The sequence below is a fragment of the Bifidobacterium choerinum genome, assembly GCF_000741135.1.
Taxonomy (GTDB): Bacteria; Actinomycetota; Actinomycetes; order Actinomycetales; family Bifidobacteriaceae; genus Bifidobacterium; species Bifidobacterium choerinum.
The window spans coordinates 22941-46161 of record NZ_JGYU01000007.1 but is presented as its reverse complement, the minus strand read 5'-3'; the positions used below and the strand labels follow the sequence as shown (position 1 = coordinate 46161).

The 23221-nt window shown below is 64.6% G+C and carries 21 protein-coding genes and 2 tRNA genes; 5 read left to right on the top strand and 18 right to left on the bottom strand.

From position 1 onward, the window contains the following. Positions 1–20 precede the first annotated feature (20 nt). From BCHO_RS05830 to BCHO_RS05805, 5 genes are all read right to left on the bottom strand, one after another. Complete coding sequence (locus tag BCHO_RS05830) at positions 21–1610, bottom strand: diaminopimelate decarboxylase family protein (RefSeq protein ID WP_024540270.1); 1590 nt, start codon at positions 1608–1610, stop codon at positions 21–23. 145 nt (positions 1611–1755) lie between these two features. Then, positions 1756–3552: an arginine--tRNA ligase gene (gene argS / locus BCHO_RS05825; protein WP_024540269.1), complete on the bottom strand. Its 1797-nt coding sequence runs from the start codon at positions 3550–3552 to the stop codon at positions 1756–1758. Between the two features lie 332 nt (positions 3553–3884). Then, entirely contained in the window at positions 3885–5375 is a 1491-nt protein-coding gene (locus BCHO_RS05815) for a glycoside hydrolase family 30 protein (protein WP_160271598.1), read from the bottom strand. Positions 5376–5485: 110 nt separating this feature from the next. Then, positions 5486–5896, bottom strand: coding sequence for a Rid family detoxifying hydrolase (locus tag BCHO_RS09380; RefSeq protein WP_024540266.1), 411 nt, complete (start codon positions 5894–5896; stop codon positions 5486–5488). A 410-nt stretch (positions 5897–6306) separates the two neighbouring features. Then, positions 6307–6382 (bottom strand) — tRNA-Arg (locus BCHO_RS05805). A 157-nt stretch (positions 6383–6539) separates the two neighbouring features. Between BCHO_RS05805 and BCHO_RS05800 the strand changes: the two genes are divergently transcribed. After that, positions 6540–7178 carry a CYTH domain-containing protein gene (locus BCHO_RS05800; protein ID WP_237743052.1) on the top strand — a complete coding sequence of 213 codons (639 nt, stop codon included), beginning with the start codon at positions 6540–6542 and terminating at the stop codon, positions 7176–7178. Between the two features lie 35 nt (positions 7179–7213). On the opposite strand, the gene BCHO_RS05795 is transcribed toward BCHO_RS05800, so the two are convergent. Genes BCHO_RS05795 through BCHO_RS05785 form a run of 3 tightly spaced genes read right to left on the bottom strand, consistent with a single transcriptional unit; the run spans position 7214 to position 10581 of the window. Further along, a complete protein-coding gene (locus tag BCHO_RS05795) occupies positions 7214–8161 on the bottom strand; it encodes a tetratricopeptide repeat protein (protein WP_029675231.1) in 948 nt (315 codons plus the stop codon). 54 nt (positions 8162–8215) lie between these two features. Then, a complete protein-coding gene (locus BCHO_RS05790) occupies positions 8216–9223 on the bottom strand; it encodes a DUF8094 domain-containing protein (protein WP_024540263.1) in 1008 nt (335 codons plus the stop codon). Continuing rightward, on the bottom strand, positions 9223–10581 hold the full coding sequence (locus BCHO_RS05785) for a hypothetical protein (RefSeq protein ID WP_024540262.1): 1359 nt from the start codon (positions 10579–10581) through the stop codon (positions 9223–9225). Before BCHO_RS05785 ends, BCHO_RS05790 begins: the two co-directional genes overlap by 1 nt. Before the next feature lie 89 nt (positions 10582–10670). Here BCHO_RS05785 and BCHO_RS05780 point away from each other — a divergent pair, with 89 nt between their 5' ends. Next, positions 10671–11654 carry an FKBP-type peptidyl-prolyl cis-trans isomerase gene (locus BCHO_RS05780; RefSeq protein WP_029675229.1) on the top strand — a complete coding sequence of 328 codons (984 nt, stop codon included), beginning with the start codon at positions 10671–10673 and terminating at the stop codon, positions 11652–11654. A gap of 118 nt (positions 11655–11772) precedes the next feature. Here BCHO_RS05780 and nucS read toward each other — a convergent pair whose 3' ends face one another. The 10 genes from nucS to BCHO_RS05730 form a co-directional block, all read right to left on the bottom strand. Then, positions 11773–12477 (bottom strand): endonuclease NucS, encoded by a 705-nt coding sequence (gene nucS, locus BCHO_RS05775; RefSeq protein WP_024540260.1) that lies wholly within the window; start codon positions 12475–12477, stop codon positions 11773–11775. Between the two features lie 150 nt (positions 12478–12627). Beyond that, positions 12628–12927: a F0F1 ATP synthase subunit epsilon gene (locus tag BCHO_RS05770; RefSeq protein ID WP_024540259.1), complete on the bottom strand. Its 300-nt coding sequence runs from the start codon at positions 12925–12927 to the stop codon at positions 12628–12630. 2 nt (positions 12928–12929) lie between these two features. Next, positions 12930–14417: a F0F1 ATP synthase subunit beta gene (gene atpD / locus BCHO_RS05765; protein ID WP_024540258.1), complete on the bottom strand. Its 1488-nt coding sequence runs from the start codon at positions 14415–14417 to the stop codon at positions 12930–12932. Positions 14418–14426: 9 nt separating this feature from the next. Next, positions 14427–15338: a F0F1 ATP synthase subunit gamma gene (locus tag BCHO_RS05760; RefSeq protein ID WP_024540257.1), complete on the bottom strand. Its 912-nt coding sequence runs from the start codon at positions 15336–15338 to the stop codon at positions 14427–14429. Between the two features lie 3 nt (positions 15339–15341). Further along, the gene (atpA, locus tag BCHO_RS05755; protein WP_024540256.1) at positions 15342–17003 is read right to left on the bottom strand and encodes a F0F1 ATP synthase subunit alpha; all 1662 of its coding nucleotides are present in this window, start codon (positions 17001–17003) and stop codon (positions 15342–15344) included. 80 nt (positions 17004–17083) lie between these two features. After that, entirely contained in the window at positions 17084–17917 is an 834-nt protein-coding gene (locus BCHO_RS05750) for a F0F1 ATP synthase subunit delta (protein WP_024540255.1), read from the bottom strand. Between the two features lie 28 nt (positions 17918–17945). After that, positions 17946–18476, bottom strand: a complete 531-nt coding sequence (locus BCHO_RS05745; protein WP_024540254.1) for a F0F1 ATP synthase subunit B — start codon at positions 18474–18476, stop codon at positions 17946–17948. 59 nt (positions 18477–18535) lie between these two features. Continuing rightward, positions 18536–18766: an ATP synthase F0 subunit C gene (atpE, locus tag BCHO_RS05740; RefSeq protein ID WP_004219171.1), complete on the bottom strand. Its 231-nt coding sequence runs from the start codon at positions 18764–18766 to the stop codon at positions 18536–18538. Positions 18767–18817: 51 nt separating this feature from the next. Next, positions 18818–19636 (bottom strand): F0F1 ATP synthase subunit A, encoded by an 819-nt coding sequence (gene atpB / locus BCHO_RS05735; protein ID WP_024540253.1) that lies wholly within the window; start codon positions 19634–19636, stop codon positions 18818–18820. A gap of 505 nt (positions 19637–20141) precedes the next feature. Continuing rightward, entirely contained in the window at positions 20142–21182 is a 1041-nt protein-coding gene (locus tag BCHO_RS05730; protein ID WP_024540252.1) for a homoserine O-succinyltransferase, read from the bottom strand. A 184-nt stretch (positions 21183–21366) separates the two neighbouring features. Here BCHO_RS05730 and BCHO_RS05725 point away from each other — a divergent pair. From BCHO_RS05725 to frc, 3 genes are all read left to right on the top strand, one after another. Then, positions 21367–21443 (top strand) — tRNA-Met (locus BCHO_RS05725). Beyond that, complete coding sequence (locus tag BCHO_RS09260) at positions 21417–21587, top strand: hypothetical protein (RefSeq protein ID WP_155803908.1); 171 nt, start codon at positions 21417–21419, stop codon at positions 21585–21587. Before BCHO_RS05725 ends, BCHO_RS09260 begins: the two co-directional genes overlap by 27 nt. Before the next feature lie 81 nt (positions 21588–21668). Then, the gene (gene frc, locus BCHO_RS05720; RefSeq protein ID WP_024540251.1) at positions 21669–23003 is read left to right on the top strand and encodes a formyl-CoA transferase; all 1335 of its coding nucleotides are present in this window, start codon (positions 21669–21671) and stop codon (positions 23001–23003) included. Positions 23004–23221 lie beyond the last annotated feature (218 nt).

Genomic DNA, 23221 nt, shown 5'->3' with positions numbered 1-23221 from the left:
TATATGGAATCGCCGGAACATCACTCGCTCACATCGTAGGAGAGCAGATCGTCGACCGTCTCGCGACGCATCATCAGATGCGCGCCGTGCGCGTCGACGCCGACGACGGCCGGGAAGAGCGCCATGTTGTAGTTGCTCGCCATTGCGCGGCCATAGGCTCCGGTCACCGGCACGGCGAGCAGGTCGCCGCGGTGCACGTCGGCCGGCAGCATGACCTCGTCGACGACGATGTCGCCGGATTCACAATGGATGCCGACGACGCGCGACAGCCGCGCGGGCGCCTGCGAAACGCGATTCGCGAGGACAGCCGTGTACTGCGCGCCATAGAGCGCCGGACGGATGTTGTCGCTCATGCCGCCGTCGACGGCCACATAGCTGCGTGCGTCGATCGGTTCGCCGGCATGGTTCGTAAAGCCGTCCCCCAGTTGGACGGTCTTGACGGCGCCGACCGTATACAACGTGACACCGGCGGGTGCGACGACCCAACGGCCCGGTTCGAAGGAGATGATCGGCGCGGGCATGCCGAGCAGACGGTTCGTCTTCGTGACGGCGTCGGCAAGGCGCCTGAGCTCCTGGTCCACATCCATGCGGTCCTCGTCATCGGTGTAGGCGACCGAATAACCGCCGCCGAGATCGACTTCAGGCAACGTGTATCCGTTCGTCGCATAGAAGGTCTTGCGCAGCAGCATCATACGGCGGCCGGCTTGGATGAAGGCCTCGGCGTCATGGATGTTCGAGCCGATATGCGAATGGATGCCGACGAGTTCAAGATCGGCGTGGCGCATGATCTCGCGCAGCACGGCGATGGCCGGGCCGTTCGCGACGAGCTCCATCGCCGCGGCGAGGCGACGGTCGCCTTCGGTCACATCGGCCGCGTTGAGGTCGTACGGGTAGCGCACATCGTAGCGCAGCCGGCGATCGGCCTGCGCCTTCGTCTCGCCGGATTCCTTGAGCGCGTTCTCCTCCATCAGCGCGTTCGCGGCCGCCGGCGTGACGTCCTCGAGCGCGTCGATGCCGTCGACGATCGTCGTATCCGCGCCGACAGGCAGCAGCGCGACGCCGAACTTCTGGTCCTCATGCGCCGTCGAGACGAACTCGTGGCCGCCGGCGTGGATGCCCGAGGTCACGCGCAGCATGACACGGGCGCGCTTGCCGAGCCGCTTGGCGATCGCGGCGATGCGCGCCGGCTCGTCGGGCGCATCGATGACGATCTTCGAAAATCCCTCGGCGATCGCCAGCTCGATCTCCTCGTCGCTTTTGTTGTTGCCGTGCAGCACAAGGCGGCGCCCCGGCACGCCGGCCGCGAGCGCGATCTTCATCTCACCAAGCGTGCAGGTGTCCACATACATGCCCTCTTCGGTGACGATGCGCGCCATCTCCTTGCTCAGGAAGGCCTTCGCCGCGTAGCTGACATGCGTTGTGTTGTTGGAGAACGCCGCCGCAGCCGCGTTGACGAAATGGCGTGCACGGGCGCGCACCTCGTCGAGGTCGTAGATGTAGAGCGGTGTGCCGTATTCGTCGGCGAGCGCGCTCGCCGTGATGCCGTGGAAAGTCAGTTCGCCTGCGGCGTCGCGCGCCGTGTCCTGCGGCCAGATCGGGCTGATGGCCATCGTCGTTCCTTTCATCTCATCATGTCTTCTCATGCCGCCGCCGCGCACCGGGCAATCCCCATACCGGGTACGGCAAGCAAGGTGCGCGGCGGCTTTATGCGGTGCGCCGACGCCACCGTGAGGGCGGACATCGGCGCACGGAAGGTCACATCTTGTCGGGGGCGTGGACTCCGAGCAGGTCAAGGCCGCTTGCGATGACGATCTGCACGGCGTCATTGAGCCGCAGTCGTGCGGCGGCGCGCGCCGGCTCCGGGCATTTCGCGATGCGCGTCGACTCGCGGCTCGACTCGTCGGCGCGTTCCTCGACCTCGGTGAGCGCCATCGGCACGACGCGTTCGACGTTGTACCACTTGTGGTAGGCGGCAGCAAGGTCCTCGAGATAGTGCGCGATGCGGTGCGGCGCGCGCAGGTCGCCGGCCTGGGCGAGCACGGACGGCCACTGGGCGAGCATCGCGATGACCTCGCCGTCGGCTTCGGTGTCGAGCAGCGCCATGTCGGCGCCGTCGCGCGTGATGCCCGCGGCGGCGGCATTGCGGTCGACGTTGCAGGAACGCGCATGCGCGTACTGCACGTAGTAGACCGGGTTGTCGTTCGAATGCGATGCGAGCAGGTTGAGGTCGATGTCGACCGGCGAGTTGTAGTCGGTGCGGGCGAGCGAATAACGGGAGGCGTCCACGCCGATCGCGTCGATGAGGTCGTCGATCGTCACGACGTTGCCGGCACGCTTGCTCATACGCACGGCCTTGCCGTCCTTCATGACGTTGACGAGCTGGCCGATGAGGATCTGCATGTTCTCCCCCGGCTTGTCGCCGAAGGCCGCGCACATCGCCATCATGCGGCCGATGTAGCCGTGATGGTCGGCGCCGAGCATGTAGATCGCGACGTCGGCCGGATGGTCCTTGCGGTGGCGCTTGTTGCGGTAGTAGGCGATGTCGGCGGCGAAGTACGCGTAGTTCCCGTCGGACTTGATGATGACGCGGTCCTTGTCGTCGCCGTGTTTCGTCGACGCGAACCAGGTGGCGCCGTCCTTCTCGTAGATGTCGCCGCGTGCGCGCAGATCGTCGATCGCCTTCTCGACCTCGCCGTCCTCGTACAGGCTGTTCTCGTGGAACCAGACATCGAAATGGACGCGGAACTCCTTCATCGACTGCTGGATCTCCTCGAACATCATCGGCACGGCGCGCTTGCGGAACTCCTCGCGCTGCGCGGAGTCGCCTTCGCCAAGCGGTTCGCCGTTGTCGTCGGTGCCGCCGTCGACGCGCGGCAGGTTGAGGATGTCGACGCCGTCGGCATCCGCCTCGGCGATGACTCGGCGCGCGATCTCGTCGATGTAGGCGCCTTTGTAGCCGTCGATCGGCGTTGGCTCCTCATGCGCAGCGGCGACGAGCGACTTGGCGAAGCGGTTGATCTGCTCGCCGTGGTCGTTGAAGTAGTATTCGCGAACGACGTCGGCGCCGTTCGCCTCGAGCACACGGGCCATCGAATCGCCGACGGCCGCCCAGCGCGTGCCGCCGATGTGGATCGGACCGGTCGGATTCGCCGAAACGAACTCGAGGTTGAGCGTACGGCCGCTCAGATGGTCATTGCGGCCGAAATCGGCGCCTTCGGCAAGGGCCTGATCGACGACCTGCGCGGCCGAGGCCGAGTCGAGTGTGATGTTGATGAAACCGGGGCCGGCAACCTCGACGGTTTCGATGCCGTCGGCGTCGGCAAGACGCGCGGCGAAGCGCTCGGCGAGATCACGGGGCTTCATGCCGGCCTTCTTCGCGAGCTGCATCGCCGCGTTCGAGGCCCAGTCGCCGTGTGCGCGGTCCTTTGGACGCATGACCGCGAATTTGGATTCGTCGGGGATCAGATCGACGGTCAGGTCGCCCGCTTGGCCGTCGGCAACAAGCTGCTGGGCGATGTCATAGATAAGTTCACTTAACGCTTCAGGACTCATTCCACCAAGTCTACCGTCCAAGCAGACAGAATCGGCGGCCGGACGGACGGCTCCGCTGCCCAAGAGGGCGGAACTGCTGCCCGAGAGAGCGGAACTGCTGCCCGAAGAGGCGGAACCGCGCAGCCATCGGCGCAATCGACTGCGCGATGGGGGCCTCCGCCCGGCCGAATGCCGTCCGTGGAAGCATATCTGCGCTGAGGGAGAGCAACTTCCCGTAAATCCTCAAGTATCGGGGGTTTACGGCCTTGGAATGACGCGCTTCCTGGGGGGCATACCCGCCGATATGGCGGAAGATGCTCCCCCTCAACGCAGATACGTCCGTCGTAGACGCCTCATGGCGTGCGGATGGCGGGCTGTAGGCCTGTGAGCGTCGTCAGCGAACGCGGCGGCAGCTGCACGGTCGAGGTTCCGATGCGCAGCGGCGTCGGTGTTGTGCGTTCGTTCGTGACAACGGCGGCGATTGCGCCGTCGGCCGTGCGGAACGCGGCCGCGTGCAGGCCGTCGGCGTGCGCCAGCCGGTGCTCGAGCACGAACGAGCTGGGCTGCATGAATTTCGCGCAATGCGCGAGGATGTAGTAGTCGGCGTTGCGCGTGATCGCATGGTTGCGCATGTCGATCGTCAGCAGACCGCGGTTTTGCGAATGCCGATGGTCGTGACGCAGATAGTAGTAGTCAGGGCCGCCTCGCTCGTCAAGCGCGATGTTCCACAGCACGACCGACTGCGCCCAGTTGTTCAGCATCGCGATGACGCGCGCCGAGGTCCCAACGAGTGCGGCGTCCCAGTTGCGTGGTCCCCAATCGCCGCCCGAGGCTTCGGTCACCCAGATGCCCTTGTCCGGCCAGATGCGATGGATGTCGCTCATCGTGCGCGACGCGCCGCCGTAGTGGTGCCATGCCGAACCGGCGACGGCCCGCAATGCGCACGGCCATGCATACAGTTCGCGTACGAAACGGCCATCGGGGTAATGGTCGGTCGAATAGTTGTGGTCCCAGCAGATGATGCGCACGTCGTCCAGGCCGTGGGCATGCAGGCGGGGCGCGAGGAAATCGGCGATGAAGCGCGCCTGCTGCGCCGGCGTCATCGCCATCGACGGCCAGCGCGACTGCGGATAGTCGGGTTCATTCGTCGGCGTGACGCCGAAGACGTGCAGACCTGCGTCGCGGTAGTGTCCGATGAATCGCGCGAGGTATTCGGCGTAGACGGCGTACATGCGCGGGCGCAGGTAACCGGTCAGTTGCATGATCGGGCGTCTGCCGAGGACGGAGCGGTTCGTCTTCATCCATGCCGGCGCGCTCCACGGCGAGACGATGATCGCGAGCGGCGCGGCCGACGGGTCGCTCGCCATGCGGATCGACTGCGCGGCCTTGAGCCACGGGATGATCATCCGCGTCTCGGGCGAGAAATCAAGGGAACCGAGCCGCGGATCGGCGCGATGTCGCGTGAAACGGTACGGGCGCGTCACATGGTCGGATGGGCCGATTGGTTGGCGCAGCATCGAGATGCCGATGCCGTCATCGACGCTGAACAGCTCGGTCATCACGGCACGCCGGACAGAGGCAGGGAGTCGGGCGAGCAATGCGGCCGAGGCCTGCGTGAGCGAAGCGCCGAAGCCGTCGATGCGCTGTCGCGGACGGGACGGGAAGATCGTCAGCGTGGGCATCGGCTGCGTCTCTTCGTGATCGTCATGGCCTCCGCGGCTGTCGTGGCCATCGCCGCCGACACGGCCGTCCGAGGCATCAGACAGCAAGAACTCGGTCGGCGGGAGCTCGCGCAGCGCAGCGGCGAGCACGGTGTCGTCGGCGTTGGCATAGCTCGTGAACATGCGCATGAGCACACTGTAGCGCGCGGCGGATGCCCGGACGATGCAGTGCGCTCAGCGGATATTCGGTGAACGCGGCGACGGTCGCCGACCTCGATGCGGGAGGAGTCGGCTCAGTCCGCGGCGTCGGTCTTGGGGCTGACGGCGATGACGTCGATCTCGACGAGGGCTCCCTTCGGGATCATGTTGTTGCCGAACGCGACGCGCGCCGGCTTGACGGTGCCGGTGAAGGCCTTCGCGTAGACGGCGTCGACGGCGGCGAAGTCCTCGACGTTGCGCAGATAGATCGTCGCACGGCAGACATGCTCGAGGCCGCAGCCGGCCGCAGCGAGGATGTTCGTGATGTTCTTGAGCGCGCGGGCGGCCTGGTCGGCGGCTTCGACGCCATCAAGTTCACCGGTGGCCGGATCGATGCCGAGCTGACCGGAGACGAAGACGAATCCGTTCGCCTGCACGGCCTGGCTGTAGGCGCCGAGCGCCGCCGGAGCCTCCGTCGTCGCGATCGCCTTGAGATTTTCGTACATGACGCTTCCTTTCATCGATGCATCAGCTGGAAATGTGCCATATCGCCGCCCGTCGCGGCATATGGACCTCTTCCGGCATGATAACGATGCCGCCGGCGCAACAACCCACGACGGCCACGTTGTGGGCAGCCACGGCAGGCCATAAGACTCCGGCTTTGCGAACGCGAACGCCGCAGAACTCCCCCGATACGTTCGCGAACCGGACCGGTTGCGAACACGTCCTGCCGCATTCGCACCGGTCATGTTCGCAAAGCGACATGTCCGCGAACATGACCGGTGCAGCATACGACCGCCATGTCCGCCAATCGGAACTCCTGCGATCACGAACGTCGCGCATCGTCCCCCTGGCGATCGCAACCGGCGCGGAAACAGCAGAAGACCCCGCCCTGAACCGGTCAGGACGGGGTCGTTGGTGGGCTTAATGGGGTTCGAACCCACGACCTTTCGCTCCGGAGGCGAACGCTCTATCCACTGAGCTACAAGCCCGTTTGCACTTTCTCCACTATACACGCATCCCCGTATCGACGCATCTACGCATCCCGTGCGACCGCATATCCTTGCCTCGTTACGTGTCCATACACCCATGCGGAACATCGCAGCCTCCGGGCCCTCCCGAGCCGCGCACTACACTGGGACTATGGATATGACGAGGGAAGGCATGCCGATGCTCGATGAATACCAGTACGAGCGTCGATTCTTCTGCAGGAGCATGCCCACGGAATTCGACGACGGCGACGCACCCGCACTCATCATCCAAGGCTATTTCGTGCATGCCGACCGCTACGCGCTGCGCGTGCGCCTGACGACGCACGCATTGCGCATCCCGATGACCGCCGACCTCGATGCGCGTACCGTGCTCGCCGAGCATCGCGACATATTCCGCACCGCCACGATCGGCGTCAAGGGGCCGTCGGTGGGCGGCACACGCTATGAGGCGTCGCGAGACATCGACGCGCAGGTCGCCGCTGCGCTCGTGCTGCGCGGTGGCGACGTCATCATCAAGAACCGCTATACGGCGTGGATCGGCGCCGACGGCTGGAACATCGACGTCTTCGGCGGCGCGAACGCACCCCTCGTCGTCGCGGCCGCGCAACGCAGCACGCCAGTGACGAATCTGATCATCCCGCGCTTCTGCGTCACCGAGATCACCGACGAGCCGCGGTTCAGCAACGATGAGCTCTCATGGCGGCCGTTCACGCGGTGGGCCGACGATTTCGAAGACGAGCTCGCACGCAACGGGCCGTCGTTCCAACAGTCGTTCGGCACGAACACGATGGAATGACGGCCTGCAGGCAATGCGATTTTCCGTATATCGACTCAGTACATCATCGTCGCGAGGCGGCGGCGTGCACGCGAGACGCGTTCGTCGCCGGCGTCGGGGATCAGGAAGTATTCGAGCAGTCGTTCGCGCACCGGGTCCATCTGGTCGCGGTGCGCGGCGGCGAAGTCGAGCAGGCGACCGAAGGCGTCGTCGATCTGTCCGCCGATCATGTCGACATCGGCGACGGCGAGCTGCGCCTCGAGGTCGTCCGGGGCGCCGGCGGCCGCCTGGCGCACGGCGCGCACGTCGGCATCGGCGGAACGGGCGAGCAGCAGCGCCTTCGCGCGTTCACGGCGCGCGAGTTCGTCGGACGGGTCGGCTTCGAGCACCTGCTCGTAGGCGGCTGCCGCGCCGGCGTAGTCGCCTTCCTGCGCAAGGCGGTGCGCTTCGGCATGCGCCGGCGGCACCTGCGTCTTCGCCGGCAGCGCGTCGTCGGCACCGGCGGCCGGCTCGATGTGCGGGGCCGTGCCGGTCACGCCGGCCTGTGCGGCCACCTGCACGAGCTGCGGCAGCACATGCGTCGTGATCTGCTGAAGCTCCTCGTCGGTCGGTATGCCCTGCAGAATCGGCATCGGACGTCCCGCGATGAGCGCGAACAACGCCGGTGCGCCCTGCACGCCGAAGGCCTGTGCGATCGCCGGATCCTTCGCGACGTCGACGCGCGCAAGCTGCAGCTGGCCGTTCATGCCGTCGATCGCGTCGCCGAGCGCGCGCGCCATCGGGAAGCAGCGGTCGTCCGTCTCGACCCACATGAGCAGCACGATCGGGAACGTCGTCGACGATTCGACCATCGCCTGGAAGTTGTTCTCGGTCACATCGATGACGTAGCCGCCGGCTGCGGGCGCGCCGCCCGCCTGTCCCGGTTCCGCCTTCGTCTGATGCTTGAGCCCTTCGAGGTCGACCGCCCCGGCGAGCGAGATGCCCGGCTTGAAATCCTGTGCCATGATTGTTTGCCTCTTTTCGTATGTCCTGCTGTAACCGCGCGTCCATGACGGACGTCAGACGGCCTCGACTTTGACGACCTGACGTTCGGCGCCGACCGCCTGCACCTTCTGTCCCGATTTGGCCGGCGGGATGTAGATGGCGACGACGTTGACGTAGGTCGCCTTCATCGTGCTCGTCGCCTTGCCGTCCGCGAAGATCGCACGTTCGGCGTCCGAGGCCGGCTGCGATTCGCGGCCTTCGCCGGCGGCGCGCGTCCACACCGAATCGATCTGCGCGACGACGAGGTCGCCGCCATCCGACGAGCGCATGATCTGCATCTGTCCGTCGACCGGCGTGAAGGTCTGCCGCTGCGTGCCCTTGTTGCGTTCCATGCCCTGCTGCACCGTCGCGGACAGCTGCGCGAGGTTGTCGCGGAAGTAGTCGTCGCCGAAATCGCTCGCGTATTGGCTCTTCGTGCCGTTCTGCAACACGTCGGCGTAGCGCGTCACAGCCTCCTTCGGCGTCATGACGAGGTTGCCGTCGTCCTCATGGCCCATCTGCGAGCCGATTGACGGCACCGTGAACTTCGGCATCTTCGCGCCTTGGAACAGGCGCGCGACGGCCCACAGGCGGTAGTTCTCGCGCGCGTCGCCCTGCGTGAACACGAGCAGACGCTCCGACTGCTGGTCCTCGGTCGTCGTCGTGATCGAGAAGACGGCGCGCGGCCAGCCGTTGTCGGTCGGGATGACGGTTTGCGTCAGGTCGTCCGGGATCGTCGTCTTCGGATCGAGCTTGCCGTTCTTCTGCGCGACCTTGAGTTCGCTCGTGCGGATCTGCAGTTCCGGCCCGCTCATCGCCTGCGCGAGATTCGTCGGATCCTTCGTGTCGTTGCATTCCTTGATCGTGGCGAGCAGGTCGGCGCGGATGCGCTGCTCCTGTGCCTCGGTCAGGTCGGGTGTCGCGGACGCGGCCGATGTGGGCGCGTTCACCGTCGGCACCGTTCCCTCGCATGCGCCGAGCGCGCACGTCATGCCGAACGCGAGCGCGACAGCCGTGGCTGCGGTCAGTGCACGTCGTGTCATCAGTCGTTCTCCTTGTTCTGCGCGTCGGCGGACGTCTCGCCGTCCCTGTCTGCCGACCCATCCTTGGTCGTCGCGTCGGGCGCATCATCGGTGACGGCCGTTTCGACGGTCACCGAGGCTTGCGCCGCATCGTCGGACTGCATCGTCGTCGCCTCCGTGACCGTCCCCGTCGGTTCATCGGTCGTCACGACCGGAATCGAGCCGGTCTCCTCACGCACGAGGCGCGCGAAGTAGGCCTGCAGCTCCTCCGGCGTGATGACCGACGTCGCCTCGTCGGATGTGGTCGCCGATGTCGTGCTGCGCGGCGACGTGTCCTGCGACTGCCCGGAGGCGTCCACACGATGCGTCTGCTCGGCGACGAGGTTGCGTGACGTCGGATCGATGATCTGCGGCGGCTCCGTCTCCTGCGCGGCGGTGCCCGCATGGCGTCCGTGGCGTCCGCGCGGCTTGCCGTCGGCGCCCTTCGGACGGCGGCGCGGCTTCATGCTCGCGAAGGTGCCGGCGACGGCGGCCGCGATCGTCGTCGTCTCCTCGACTTGTTCCTTCTTCTTGCGCGGCTTGACCACCTTGGCGAAGCGGTTGCGGCGCGTGGCCGGATCCATCGCGAAGACCGACGCCGACAGGACCGCCAGAATGATGCACAGACCGCCCGCGAAATACCACGGCAATGCGAAGTTCGGCACGCTCTGGCGCACCCAGTGCATGCTGATCGTCGCGTCCGAAGCCTTGCCGCCGAAGTCGACGATCGCGACCTGCGTCGCCTTCGCGTCGGGCAGCCGCAGCGATGCGCTCGTCTTGCCGCACGATGTGCTCGTCCACATGTCCGAATCGGCGAAGGCGACCTGCTGATCGGAGGTGGAGGCGTTGCCGCGCGCCTGCTCATTCGTCGTCGACAGCGCGCTCCAGCTGTCAAGTCCGGTCACGCGCGTGTACGATTCGCCGGCGAGCCAGCCGGAGGCGTCCTTCGGACTGCCGATCGCGATGCAGGTCGCCGGTTCCTTGACCGTGTCGGCCGTCGCTCCGTCGGTCGTGTTCGCATCATGCGCATCGTCCGATGATGCCGTCGTGCCGGATGCCGGCTCGACGGAGGTGGCTTCGACACGGACCTGCACGCTCTTGTCGACCAGATCGAGCACACCGGGGTCGATGACCGCGTACTGTATGCCGTCCATGTGCGCAACAGCCGTGACGTCCCGACTCGGCTCCCAGATCGTCTGGTTGAGGATGCCGAACACGATGCAGGTCACGGCGAGCAGCCCGAAAATCGGCGTCACGATGCCGCGCATGATCTTCGCGTGCCTGGACGGCGCCGGATGTCTGCGCGGCACATGCGTTTCTTCTTCTTGACCGTCGTTCATCACGTATCCCATTCTACAAGTCGCGGCCCTTCACAACTCCATTACCTTCCGGACGGATAAATCGGGCAGAGGCGTTACTGTTGGTGGCTATGCAACATACTTCTCTAGTAACTTCTATCACACGCGCCGCATCAGTCGTCAGCGCGCTCGCTCTATGCGTAAGCATGGCGGCCTGCGGTTCGGGGTCGTCGGAAGGCTCCGCAAGCGCCTCGTCGAGCGCCTCGTCGAGCGCGATGCTGCCGAAACTCGAAGGCATCAAGGTGACCGGCAAACCGGGCGAGAAGCCGAAGGTCGAGTTCAAGAAGGGACTCAAGATCGAGAACAACAGCGGTGCCGTGCTGCAGGAGGGCGACGGCGAGGCGCTGAAAAGCGGCGACCGCATCTGCATGCAGCTGTCGCAGTACAGCGCGAAGTCCGGTGAGGAGGTCATGACGAGCTGGACGGACGACACCCCCGACTGCTCGGTCATCTTCAATCCCGACAACGGCGTGGCCAATGCGCAGAGCGCGACGCTCGCGCAGATCGCGAACACCCTGCTCACCGGCAAGAAACTCAACACGACGATCGGCATCGGCATCAACGACGGCTCCGGCGATGACAACACCTACATGTTCATCGCGACGCCGGTCTCGCAGTCGAAGGACTACACGAAGGCGCAGGGCGAGAAGGTCAAGGACATTCCGTCCGATCTGCCGAAGGTCACGTTGGACGCCGCCGGCAAGCCGTCGATCGACATGAACGGCTACAAGGGCTCGGACAAGCTCGTCGTGCAGCCGCTCATCAAGGGCGACGGTCCGAAGATCGACAAGAACACCTACGCGGCCGTCGTCAACTACACCGGTTGGCTGCTCGACGGCAAGCAGTTCGATTCGTCGTGGGACCGCAACCAGACCTTCGACGCCGTGCTCAGCAACATGATCAAGGGCTGGCAGGAAGGTCTCGTCGGCCAGACGGTCGGCTCGCAGGTGATGCTCGTCGTACCTCCGGACCTCGGTTACGGCGATCAGGGGAACAGCTCGATCCCGGCGAACTCGACGCTCGTCTTCGTCGTCGACATCCTCGCGAAGTACTGACGCACAGTCGATACTGATATATCACAGCAAAACGGCGGCGGCCGCCTCCCCCATCCGCGGGAGGCGGCCGCCGCCGTTCGTCGTCGTATTCGCGGGCACATGCCGCGATATCGGCGGTTCAGAACAGCCGCAGCGAATCGTCGTCGGCGCCGCGCATGTCGTCGTAGTCGAGGATCAGGCATTCGAATCCGCGGTCGGTCGCGAGCGTGCGCGCCTGCGGGGCGATCGTCTGCGCCGCGAAGATGCCGCGCACCGGCGCGATGAGCGGGTCGCGGTTGAGCAATTCGCAGTAGCGCGTGAGCTGTTCGACGCCGTCGATGCCGCCGTGTCGTTTGATCTCGATCGCCACATGAGTGCCGTCGGCGTCGACGGCCATGATGTCGACCGGGCCGATCGCCGTCGGGTATTCGCGGCGCACGAGCTTGGCGCCTTTGCCGATGCGTTCGATCTGCTCGGCGAGATAGCGCTGCAGATGATCTTCGACGCCGTCCTTCTTCAGCCCCGGGTCCTCGCCGAGATCGTAGCTTTCGTCGGAGTAGATGTGCTGCAGCGTGACTTCGAGGACGTCGTTCGACTTCGTCGCGCAGGCGCGGATGACCTTCTGCGGCGCCGGCGTCGCGGCGTCGTCGTCGGCGTCCTTCGGCGTGATGTCCTTGATCGTGCACGGCGCCGCCATCCAGTTGAGCGGCTTGTACGAGCCCAGTTCGGAGAAGATGAGCAGACTGTTGTCCGCCTTGATCAGCAGGACGCGGCGCGCGAGCGGCAGCGTCGCCTGAAGTCGTCCGGTGTATTCGGCGCTGCAGTCGGCAACAATGATTCGCATGAGGTACCACGATACCGCGCGCCGTGCCATGGCACAACACACGGCACGGCACAACGGCATGATGGCGCACGCGGCGTCCGGTGGATATGGAAGGGCCCGGATTCCCGTACGGGAATCCGGGCCCTTATCGACGTGAAGGTCGTCGGCCGGTCACTGGATGCCGGTCTCGTCGATCGGCTGGTTCGCCATCGTGCGGCCGTTTTCGACGACGACGGTCAGCTTGTTCGAGTCGAAGGAGATGAATCCGTCGGTCACCTCGAAGGAATGCTTCGTGCCGTCCGGCTCGGTGATGACGAGCAGACCCTCCTGGATGACGGAGAGCACCGGTTCGTGTCCCGGCAGGATGCCCATGCTGCCCGCATAGGCGGGCACGAGCACGGACTTCGCCACGCCGCTCCAGACCGGATGGTCAGCGGAGACGATATTCACGTCCATCGTCGCGCCGGCCATGATCACTCACCGTATTCCTTCTGCATCTTGTGCCACTTCTTCTCGAGGTCGTCGATGCCGCCGATGCCCGAGAACGCCTGCTCCGGGACGTTGTCGTAGACGCCGTCGCAGATGCGCGTGAACGCCTCGATCGTCTCCTCCGCCGGCACATAGGAACCCGGGACGCCGGTGAACTTTTCAGCGACGTAGAAGTTCTGGCCGAGGAACTGCTCGATCTTGCGCGCGCGGTTGACGGTCATCTTGTCCTCTTCGCCGAGCTCGTCGATGCCGATCAGGGCGATGATGTCCTGCAGTTCCTTGTTGCGCTGCAGGATCGCCTTGACGCGGTTCGCGCAGTCGTAGTGCGCCTGGCCGACATAGCGCGGATCGAGGATGCGGGAGGTCGACGACAGCGGGTCGACGGCCGGGTAGATGCCCTTCGACGCGATGTCGCGCGACAGCTCGGTCGTCGCGTCGAGGTGGGCGAAGGTCGTCGCCGGGGCCGGGTCGGTGTAGTCGTCGGCGGGGACGTAGATCGCCTGCAGCGACGTGATCGAATGGCCGCGCGTCGACGTGATGCGCTCTTGGAGCGCGCCCATCTCGTCGGCGAGGTTCGGCTGGTAGCCGACGGCGGAAGGCATGCGGCCAAGCAGCGTCGAGACCTCGGAACCCGCCTGTGTGAAGCGGAAGATGTTGTCGATGAACAGCAGCACGTCCTGGTTCTCGACGTCGCGGAAGTACTCCGCCATCGTCAGCGCCGTCAGCGGGACGCGAAGACGCGTGCCCGGCTGCTCGTCCATCTGGCCGAAGACGAGCGCGGTCTTCTCGAGCACGCCGGCCTCGTCCATCTCGCCGATCAGGTCGTTGCCCTCACGGGTGCGTTCGCCGACGCCGGCGAACACGGAGACGCCGCCGTGGTTCTGTGCCACGCGCTGGATCATCTCCTGGATGAGGACGGTCTTGCCGACGCCCGCGCCGCCGAACAGGCCGATCTTGCCGCCCTGCACGTACGGCGTGAGCAGATCGATGACCTTGATGCCCGTTTCGAACATCTGCGTCTTCGATTCCAGCTGGTCGAAAGCCGGCGGGTTGCGGTGGATCGGCCAACGCTCCTTGATGACGATCTTCTCGCCCGGCTTCTTGTTGAGGATGTTGCCTGCGACGTCGAAGACATGGCCCTTCGTCACGTCGCCGACCGGCACCTCGATCGGGCCGCCGGTGTCACGCACTTCGGCGCCGCGTACGAGGCCGTCGGTCGACTTGAGCGCCACGCAGCGCGCCGTCGAATCGCCCAGATGCTGCTCGACCTCGAGGGTGATGACGACGTTCTTCGACTCGCCCTCCTCCTGCTGGCCCATCTGCTTGATCTCGACCTTCAGGGCGTTGTAGATGTCCGGCATGTGACCGACAGGGAACTCAACGTCGATGACCGATCCCTGAATACGCGTCACATGACCGACGATTGGCTCCGCGGCGGTGTCGGTGGCCGCAGTGGTCTGTTTCTCAGCCATTTCGCGTTCCTACTCTTCCTTCTTGTTCAATGCATCGGCGCTGCCGATGATTTCGGTAAGTTCCTGGGTGATCGATGCCTGGCGCGATGCGTTGAGCTTGCGGGTCAGGTCGTTAATCAGTTCGCGTGCGTTCTCGGTGGCCGTGTGCATCGCGTTCTGCCGGCACGCCACCTCGGAGGCGGCCGCCTCGAGCAGGCATTCGTGGATGCGCGAACGCACGTACTTCGGCAGCACGGCGTCGAGCACCTCGTCGAGGCTCGGCTCGAAGGCGTACAGCGGCATCGCCGCCGTCGCCGTCGGGTCGGGACGCTGCGCGTCCTTGTCCTCGATGATCTCGACCGGCAGCATGCGCAGCACGCGCACCTTCTGCACGACCATGTTGATGAACTCGGTGTAGACGATGTACAGCTCGGATACGCCGCCCTGGTCGGCGGGAAGCATATACGCGTCCAGCAGCGCGCGGGAGATCGCGTCGGCGACTTCGACGCCAGGCCTCTCGGTATCGCCTTCCCAGGTCTGTGCGAGCGGGCGGTTGCGGTACTTGTAGTACGAAACACCGCGGCGACCATAGACGAACAGCTCCGGTTCCTTGCCGGCCTCGTCGAGACGCGCCAGCAGATCCTCGGTTTCGCGGATGATCGATGAAGTGTACGCTCCGGCCATGCCACGGTCCGCCGTCAAGGCGAGGACGGCAACACGGGGGTTGTCGCCCTCCTTCTTGACGATCGGATGTGAGATATGGGAGTGGGATACCAGTGTCTGGACGGCATCGAAAATCGCATCGGTGTACGGCTTCGCGTTGAGCGCCACCTCACGGGCCTGCGCGATGTGCGAAGCCGCGATCATCTCCTGGGCGTTGAAGATCTTCTCCAACGAACCCGTGGAGGCGATCCTGCCCTTTAATGCGAGTTGCGATCCCATAGGTTACTTCTTTTCCTGCGCTTCGGCGTCCTTGGCCTTGCGGCCCTGGGCCTTGATCTGCTCCTGGTCGACCGGAGTGACGCCCTTCGGCGTCGGCTTCTTGTCGATGAGCGGCTTGCCGGCCTTCGTCACATAGGTCTCACGGAAGGCGTCCACGGCCTTGTCGAGCGCCGCCTCGGTGTCCGAGGTGAAGTCGCCGGTGTCGCGGATCGTCTTGAGGATGTCGGTGTTGCGGTCGAGATACTCGAGCAGCCCCTTCTCGAAGGGCAGCACGTCGACGACCTCGAGGTCGTCGAGCTTGCCATGGGTGCCGGCCCACACGGAGACGACCTCCTGCTCCATCGAGAACGGGGAGAACTGCGGCTGCTTGAGCAGCTCGGTCAGGCGTGCGCCACGGTTGAGCTGGGCCTTCGACGCGGCGTCCAGATCGGACGCGAACATCGCGAAGGATTCGAGCGAGCGGTAGCGCGCCAGCGAGATCTTCAGCGTGCCGGAGACCTTCTTGAGCGCCTTCGTCTGCGCCGCGCCGCCGACGCGGGAGACGGAGATGCCGACGTCCACGGCGGGACGCTGACCGGCGTTGAAGAGGTCGGACTGCAGGAAGATCTGTCCGTCGGTGATCGAGATCACGTTCGTCGGAATGTACGCGGAGACGTCGTTCGCCTTCGTCTCGACGATCGGCAGACCGGTCATCGAGCCGCCGCCCAGGTCGTCGGAGACGCGTGCGCAGCGTTCGAGCAGGCGGGAGTGGAGGTAGAAGACGTCGCCAGGATACGCTTCACGTCCCGGCGGGCGGCGCAGCAGCAGCGAGATCGAGCGGTAGGCCTCGGCCTGCTTCGACAGGTCGTCGAAGACGATGAGGACGTCCTTGCCGTTGTACATCCAGTGCTGGCCGATGGCCGAGCCGGTGTACGGCGCGATGTACTTGAAGCCCGCGGAATCCGATGCCGGGGATGCGACGATCGTCGTGTACTCCATCGCGCCGGCCTCTTCGAGGCTCTGCTTGACGGAGGCGATCGTCGAACCCTTCTGGCCGATGGCCACGTAGATGCAGCGCACCTGCTTCTTCGGGTCGCCGGACTCCCAGTTCGCCTTCTGGTTGATGATCGTGTCGATCGCGATGGCCGTCTTGCCGGTCTGGCGGTCGCCGATGATGAGCTGGCGCTGGCCGCGGCCAATCGGCGTCATCGCGTCGATCGCCTTGAGGCCGGTGGACATAGGCTCGTCGACCGGGTGGCGGTGCATGACGTCGGGGGCCTGCGCCTCGAGAATACGGCGTCCTTCGCTCTTGATCTCGCCCAGACCGTCGATCGGGTTGCCCAGCGGGTCCACGACACGGCCGAGGAATCCGTCACCGACCGGCACGGAAAGCACCTCTCCGGTGCGACGGACCTCCTGGCCCTCCTCGATGCCGACGAAATCGCCGAGGATAACCACGCCGATCTCGCGGGCGTCAAGGTTGAACGCCAGACCAAGGGTGCCGTCCTCGAAGGTCAGCAGCTCGTTGGCCATGCAACCAGGCAGTCCCGTCACATGCGCAATGCCGTCGCCGGCCGTCGCGACGTGGCCGACCTCCTGGGTCGGCGTCTCCGACGGCGTGTACGCCTCGACGAAATCATCGAGCGCCTTGCGTATCGTGGCGGGATCAATGGTCAGTTCTGCCATGATCACTCCTTATTGTTGTGTATACATTCGTGTGGGTCCCCACAACGGACCCGTGGGACGCGGGGTGTGCGCCGTCCGCGTCACTCGGCGGTGCCTGCCTTCACCTTGCGCCTGAGCGCCTGCAGCTGCGCGACGACGGTGTTGTCGGTCACCTCGTCGCCGACCTGCACGCGCATGCCGCCGATGACGTTCTTGTCCACGACGAGGTGGATGTGCACCGGCCGGCCGACCTTCTTCGTGTAGATCTTCGTGAGCCGTTCGATCTGCGCGTCGCTCAGTTCGGTCGCCGCCGTCACCGTGACCATCGACTCCCCCATATGGCGGGAGAACTTGTTGATGAGCCACTGGATCGTCTCGAGATACCGGCGGTTGCGCGGATTGCGCGTGCTGTGCTCGGCGAGGCGCACGGTGATGCGGTCGAAGTGGGCGTCGTCGATGAGGGCGTGCAGCAGTTCGTAGCGCGCCTCGAGCGGTCCGTCGTCGTCGGAAAGGTCCGCGCGCACGACGGGCAGGTTGAGCAGGGCCGACTGCAGCTGCGCGAGTTCGATCGACACCTGCAGCGTCTTGCCGTCCTTGTCCGCCTGATACATCATGGCGTCCACCGCGAAGTCCTCCACGGCGTTGTCGATGTCATGGGCGCGGCTCCAGCTGCGGCCGACGAGATCGACGAGGATCGCCATCGTCATGTCAAGGACCTTGCCGCCGAGCAGCTCGTTGAGCAGCCGGACCTTGTCCTCGGTCGGACGGCCCGGATCGGTCAGCGCGCGCTGCAGGCGCGGGTTCTTGTCGAGCACGAACGTGATCGTGAACAGTTCGTTGCCGATCTCCCACGCGTCGTCTCCCGACGCGCTGAGCCTCTTGGCGAACGAGTCACGCGATTCGCGATCGGCCACTCGTGATGCTTCTCCTTGCAACTGTCACCTCCCTCCTTGCAGATACGTGCTACTTGTTGTCTTCGGACTGTTCCAGATCGGCGATCATCTTGTCGAGCATGTCCGACTGGACCGTCGAATCCTGAAGCTGCGTCTGCAGGATCTTGCCGGCGAGCGACGTGGCGATCGTGCCGACTTCGCCCTTGAGGCTGACCATCGCCTTCTGCTGCTGCGATTCGAGCGAGCGTTCGGCGTTGGCGGTGATCTGCGCGGCCTCGGTCTCGGCGCGCGAACGCGCGTCGGAGATGATGTGCGACGCCTCGGCGCGCGCGTCGTCGCGGATCTTCGACGCCTCGACGCGTGCGGTGCTCAGCTGCGCCTGATACTTCTTCTTGGCTTCCTCGGCGTCTTTCTGAGCCTGTTCCGCCTTGGCGAGGCCACCCTCGATCTTCGCGGTGCGCTCATCGAATATCGACTGGAACTTCGGCAGGAAGAACTTGTAGAAGAACGCGGCCAGGATGATCAGGATGATCAATGACCAGACGATGTCGTAGGTCTCAGGAAGGAACAGCTTGACGCCGTTGTTTTCCGCCATGTCCATGATTCGTTCTCCTCCTTTCATGTCCTCGAGTGATGATTCGGGTTGCTACTCGATTCGGATCACTGGAAGATGAACGCCGCGACGAAGCCGAGCAGCGCGAGGACCTCGACGAACGCCAGACCCAGGAACATCAGCGTCTGCAGACGGCCACCCAGCTCGGGCTGGCGCGCGGTGCTTTCGATCGTCTTGCCAATCAGGATGCCCAGACCGATGCCAGGTCCGATGGCGGCAAGACCGTAGCCGACGACGTTCAGGTTGCCCGCAACCTCAGCGAGGGTAACGATATCCATGGTTGTTTCCTTTCTGGTTCATTGCTTGATGCAACAAAATTGTGCCGGCGGTCAGTCGATCTCCGGATAGCTCATATTGATGTACGCGGTCGTCAGGATCGCGAAGATGTAGGCCTGCAGCGCCGCGACGAGCATCTCGAAGAGATACATGAACATGCCGGCGGCGAAGGTGATCACGCCGAAAGGCATCATCACCTTGTTCACGACGTCGACGAGGAAGTACTGCGTCGCCGACAGGCACAGCGCGAGGATCAGATGCCCCGAGATCATGTTGGCGAAGAGTCGGATCGTCAGCGAGAACGGTCGGATGATGAGCAGCTCGAGCAGCTGGATCGGGGACAGCAGGATGTAGATCGGCCACGGGACGCCCTTCGGGAACAGCTCGTCGCGCAGGAAATGACCGAGGCCCTTTTCGCGGATGCCGGCGATCCAGTACTGGCAGAAGCACCACATCGCGAAGACGAGCGGCAGCGTGATTGTCGCGCTCGCCGCGATGTTCATGCCCGGGACCTCGCCGCACAGGTTGAAGACGAGCAGCGTCAGGAACACGGTCGTGATCATCGGAACGTAGCGCTTGCCGCGCTCCTCGCCCATGACCTGGTAGACGATGTCCGTCTTCGTGAAGTTGACGATCCATTCGACGGCGCCCTGCCAACGGCCCGGCACGAGCTTCGCGCGCGCCGCCGTGATGCCCAGCACGAGCATCAGGATGATCGTGGCGAGGATGCGCACGAAGATGATGCGGTTGATCGCGAACGGCGTGCCCTGGAACAGGATCTCCGGAGGAAGGAAATCGCCAATGCCCGGCATATGCATCGATGGCTCTTCTTCTGCAAGCGTGACGATGCCTGCGGCGAATGCATCAACCATTCATGCCTCCTGATGTTACGAATTGTCTGATGACAGTCTAATCCGACTGATGTCCACTACGTACCGCGTATGTGACGGCAAGATTACCGCAACGGCGGTGTTCCACCGATGTGCCGGCGTTGATTCAGCAGCGTGCGAACATGTGCGGGATGCACTATCACGCGCGCTCTGCAGCGTCCTCTCTCCTCGTCTTCCTCATATGTCTGCGCCCACGCGCCGGGGTGGCAATCACCTCGGCCGGGGCGGGCGTATTGGACCTTGATTTCCACTGAGACGCGATTATTGGCCCGATAGTGGACATCGATGACGGGAAGTACCCAATGGCATCCATATGCCGAATCATCAACATTTCGTAAGGCTTAAGCGATTGAGAGCACCCCGCGCGCCGCCGCGGCGACACGCGGGGGAACACGTTGTATGCCATATCACAGTCGCAATTCATGCGACAGCGAACACGGCAGGCCGGCGGACATGGCCGGCCGCACGGTCGGGCGACCGGAACGCCTCAGTCGCGCGGGACGATGAGGCCGTAGCCGTCGTCGAGGAACGGGCGGAAGCCGTCCTCGCGCGGCGAGCTCGGCGCATGGCGCACGACATGGTCGGTGCCGGGACGGCGCTGCGCACGCAGCTGCGGCACCTCGGTCAGGTCGTACGGCGTCATCTGGTAGACCCAGTTGAGCCAGTTGCGCCACAGCAGGTTCGCATGCGCACGCCACGAGAACAGCGGCTCGATCGTCGGGTCGTCGTTCGGGAAGTAGTTGGTCGGGAACGGCACGTTGTCGAGTCCGCGATCCATGTCGCGGCGGTACTCCTCGGCGAGCGTGTACTTGCCGTACTCCCAATGGCCGAGCGCGAACACCTCGGAGAAGTCGCGCGTCGCGATGAGGCCCGGACCGGACTGCGGTCCCCAGGTGAGCACCTGCAGGTCCGGATTCGCGGCGATGTCCTCCTCGCTGACGGCGGCGACGCGCGAATGCGGCTGCAGCGCGATCTCGTCGAAGCCGTTCGTCAGGAAGCAGTATTCGTCCTGCAGATACTGCGGGAAGACGCCGAAGATCTTCTCGGGAAGATCGATCTTGCGCACGCCGTAGCGGTAGTTGAGCGCGCCCATCGCACCCCAGCACAGATACATCGTCGAGAACACATGGCTCGCCGCCCAGTCGAGGATGCGCTTGAACTCGTCCCAGTAGTCGACCTGCTCGAAGGGCAGATGCTCGACGGGCGCACCGGTGACGATGAGGCCGTCGTAGTAGTTGTCGGCGAAGGACTCCGGCGGCTCGTAGAACTTGACGAGGTGGTCGGCGCTCACATGCGTCGACTCGTGCGTGCCCGTCTTCATGAAGTCGATGTCCACCTGCAGCGGCGATTTCGAAATCAGCCGCAGCAGCTGCGTCTCCGTCTCGATCTTCTTCGGCATCAGGTTGAGGATGACCATCTTGAGCGGACGCACGCGCTGCCGCTCCGCCTCGGGCTTCTCGAGCGCGAAGATGCGTTCGGAGTCGAGGATGTCACGCGCCGGAAGGCCTCCGGGAATTTTGATAGGCATGGTTTCCTATTATGTGCGCACGGCATAACAAACGACGGTGCATGTACGACGACGGCCGCACGAAAGCGCCGCACGCGACCGATTCGGCGTCGACGACGACACCGCGCGCGAACGTCGCGACACGCCGACGGTTGACTCTCGGATTCGCTTGTGTATATTAGTGAGAGCTGCGCAAAACAGCCGACGCGGGGTGGAGCAGCTCGGTAGCTCGCTGGGCTCATAACCCAGAGGTCCATGGTTCAAATCCATGCCCCGCTACCAACCACGAAGGCCGGAGATCTGCGGATCTCCGGCCTTCTGCGTTTCGGCGCGCAAACCGCCGTCATCGCCGCCGCCGGCGGCATCGTTCCTGCCGCCTGCGGCGGTATCCTTAGCAAAATCACTCCCGTGGCGGAAACCTTGTGACCAGTAGCTGAATCGATGGAGCGGCTCGGTCGTCGATGCGTATATTGAAGGCACTATCGGCTCTGTAAACAAGGAGGCCATATGGCAGAGGCAACCAATACCGCACCACTCGCGGGAATCAAGGTCATCGACTGGACGCAGGTGCAGTCGGGTCCGTCCTGCACGCAGATCCTCGCATGGCTCGGTGCGGAGGTCATCAAGCTGGAGAAGGTCCACGGCGGCGATCCGACCCGTAACGAGATGAACGACGTCGACGGCTCCTATTCGCTGTACTTCCTGCAGCTCAACGCCAACAAGAAGTCGCTCACACTCGACATGAAGACCCCGGAGGGCAAGCAGGTCCTCACCGACCTGCTCAAGGACGCCGACGTCTTCGTCGAGAACATCGGCCCGGGCGACGTCGAGAAGCTCGGCTTCGGCTGGGACGAGGTCCACAAGATCAACCCGAAGTGCATCATGGCCTCCCTCAAGGGCTTCAACCAGGGCAGCCGCTTCGAGCATGTCAAGGCCTTCGAGCCGGTCGCGCAGTGCGCGGGCGGCGCCGCCTCGACGACCGGCTGGTGGGAAGGCGACAAGAACATCCCGACGCAGTCCGGCGCCGCGCTCGGCGATTCGAACACCGGCATGCATCTGACGATCGCGATCCTCACCGCGCTGCTGCAGCGCGAACGCACCGGCGAAGGCGTCTTCGTCTACCAGTCGATGCAGAACGCCGTGCTCAACCTGTGCCGCATCAAGCTGCGCGACCAGCTCATCCTCGACCATCTGCATCAGCTGTCCTACTACGACTGCTACCCGGGCTACAAGTTCGGCAAGGCGATTCCGCGTGCGGCCAACGCCGAAGGCGGCCTCGTGCTTGGCTGGTGCTACCGTGCGAAGGGCTGGGAGACCGACCCGAACGCCTACGTGTACATCGTCATCCAGCAGTCCCAGAAGGGCTTCGAGGAGTTCTGCAACGCGATGGGCTTCCAGGATTGGCTCACCGATCCGCGCTTCAACACCGCGAATGCCCGCGATGAGCACAAGCAGGAAGTGTACAAGCGCGTCGAGGAATACACGATGCAGTACGACAAGTACACGCTGACGAAGGAACTCGGCGCCAAAGGCGTCCCGGTCGGCCCGGTGCTCGACTGGAACGAACTCGAGAACGATCCGGACCTCAACGAGGACGGCACATTGATCACGATCGATCAGGGCGACGCCCGCGGCAAGTTCAAGACGATCGGCCTGCCGTTCACGATGAGCAACTACGCGCCCGACTACCAGCGCGCGCCGAAGCTCGGCGAGAACAACGAGGAGATCCTCGAGTCCCTCGGCTACACCGAAGACCAGATCAAGGACCTCGCGGCGAAGGGCGTCATCGGCTCCAACGACGGCGTCAAGGCCGACCTGACGGCCGCCCCGGCACAGGCCTGATTTCCAGATTCCATCCATAGCCGCGCCCGACCGCTGGTCATGGATGGCAAATCCAGGGGAGGGCCCACGGCATCATATCGATGCCGTGGGCCCTCCCCTTCTTCATTGCCCGGCGCGGACTGATCCCCTCCATGGCCCGCATGGCACGACGACGGCGACGCGCAGTATTGCCGCAACAACAATAGGGGGGGCACTCATATCCGTGCCATCCATACACC

Coding starts and splice junctions, on each gene's coding strand:
- BCHO_RS05830 (WP_024540270.1), bottom strand. CDS start 1,610: ATGGCCATCAGCCCGATCTGGCCGCAGGACACGGCGCGCGACGCCGCA.
- argS (WP_024540269.1), bottom strand. CDS start 3,552: ATGAGTCCTGAAGCGTTAAGTGAACTTATCTATGACATCGCCCAGCAG.
- BCHO_RS05815 (WP_160271598.1), bottom strand. CDS start 5,375: ATGTTCACGAGCTATGCCAACGCCGACGACACCGTGCTCGCCGCTGCG.
- BCHO_RS09380 (WP_024540266.1), bottom strand. CDS start 5,896: ATGTACGAAAATCTCAAGGCGATCGCGACGACGGAGGCTCCGGCGGCG.
- BCHO_RS05800 (WP_237743052.1), top strand. CDS start 6,540: ATGACGAGGGAAGGCATGCCGATGCTCGATGAATACCAGTACGAGCGT.
- BCHO_RS05795 (WP_029675231.1), bottom strand. CDS start 8,161: ATGGCACAGGATTTCAAGCCGGGCATCTCGCTCGCCGGGGCGGTCGAC.
- BCHO_RS05790 (WP_024540263.1), bottom strand. CDS start 9,223: ATGACACGACGTGCACTGACCGCAGCCACGGCTGTCGCGCTCGCGTTC.
- BCHO_RS05785 (WP_024540262.1), bottom strand. CDS start 10,581: ATGAACGACGGTCAAGAAGAAGAAACGCATGTGCCGCGCAGACATCCG.
- BCHO_RS05780 (WP_029675229.1), top strand. CDS start 10,671: ATGCAACATACTTCTCTAGTAACTTCTATCACACGCGCCGCATCAGTC.
- nucS (WP_024540260.1), bottom strand. CDS start 12,477: ATGCGAATCATTGTTGCCGACTGCAGCGCCGAATACACCGGACGACTT.
- BCHO_RS05770 (WP_024540259.1), bottom strand. CDS start 12,927: ATGGCCGGCGCGACGATGGACGTGAATATCGTCTCCGCTGACCATCCG.
- atpD (WP_024540258.1), bottom strand. CDS start 14,417: ATGGCTGAGAAACAGACCACTGCGGCCACCGACACCGCCGCGGAGCCA.
- BCHO_RS05760 (WP_024540257.1), bottom strand. CDS start 15,338: ATGGGATCGCAACTCGCATTAAAGGGCAGGATCGCCTCCACGGGTTCG.
- atpA (WP_024540256.1), bottom strand. CDS start 17,003: ATGGCAGAACTGACCATTGATCCCGCCACGATACGCAAGGCGCTCGAT.
- BCHO_RS05745 (WP_024540254.1), bottom strand. CDS start 18,476: ATGGACATGGCGGAAAACAACGGCGTCAAGCTGTTCCTTCCTGAGACC.
- atpE (WP_004219171.1), bottom strand. CDS start 18,766: ATGGATATCGTTACCCTCGCTGAGGTTGCGGGCAACCTGAACGTCGTC.
- atpB (WP_024540253.1), bottom strand. CDS start 19,636: ATGGTTGATGCATTCGCCGCAGGCATCGTCACGCTTGCAGAAGAAGAG.
- BCHO_RS05730 (WP_024540252.1), bottom strand. CDS start 21,182: ATGCCTATCAAAATTCCCGGAGGCCTTCCGGCGCGTGACATCCTCGAC.
- BCHO_RS09260 (WP_155803908.1), top strand. CDS start 21,417: ATGGTTCAAATCCATGCCCCGCTACCAACCACGAAGGCCGGAGATCTG.
- frc (WP_024540251.1), top strand. CDS start 21,669: ATGGCAGAGGCAACCAATACCGCACCACTCGCGGGAATCAAGGTCATC.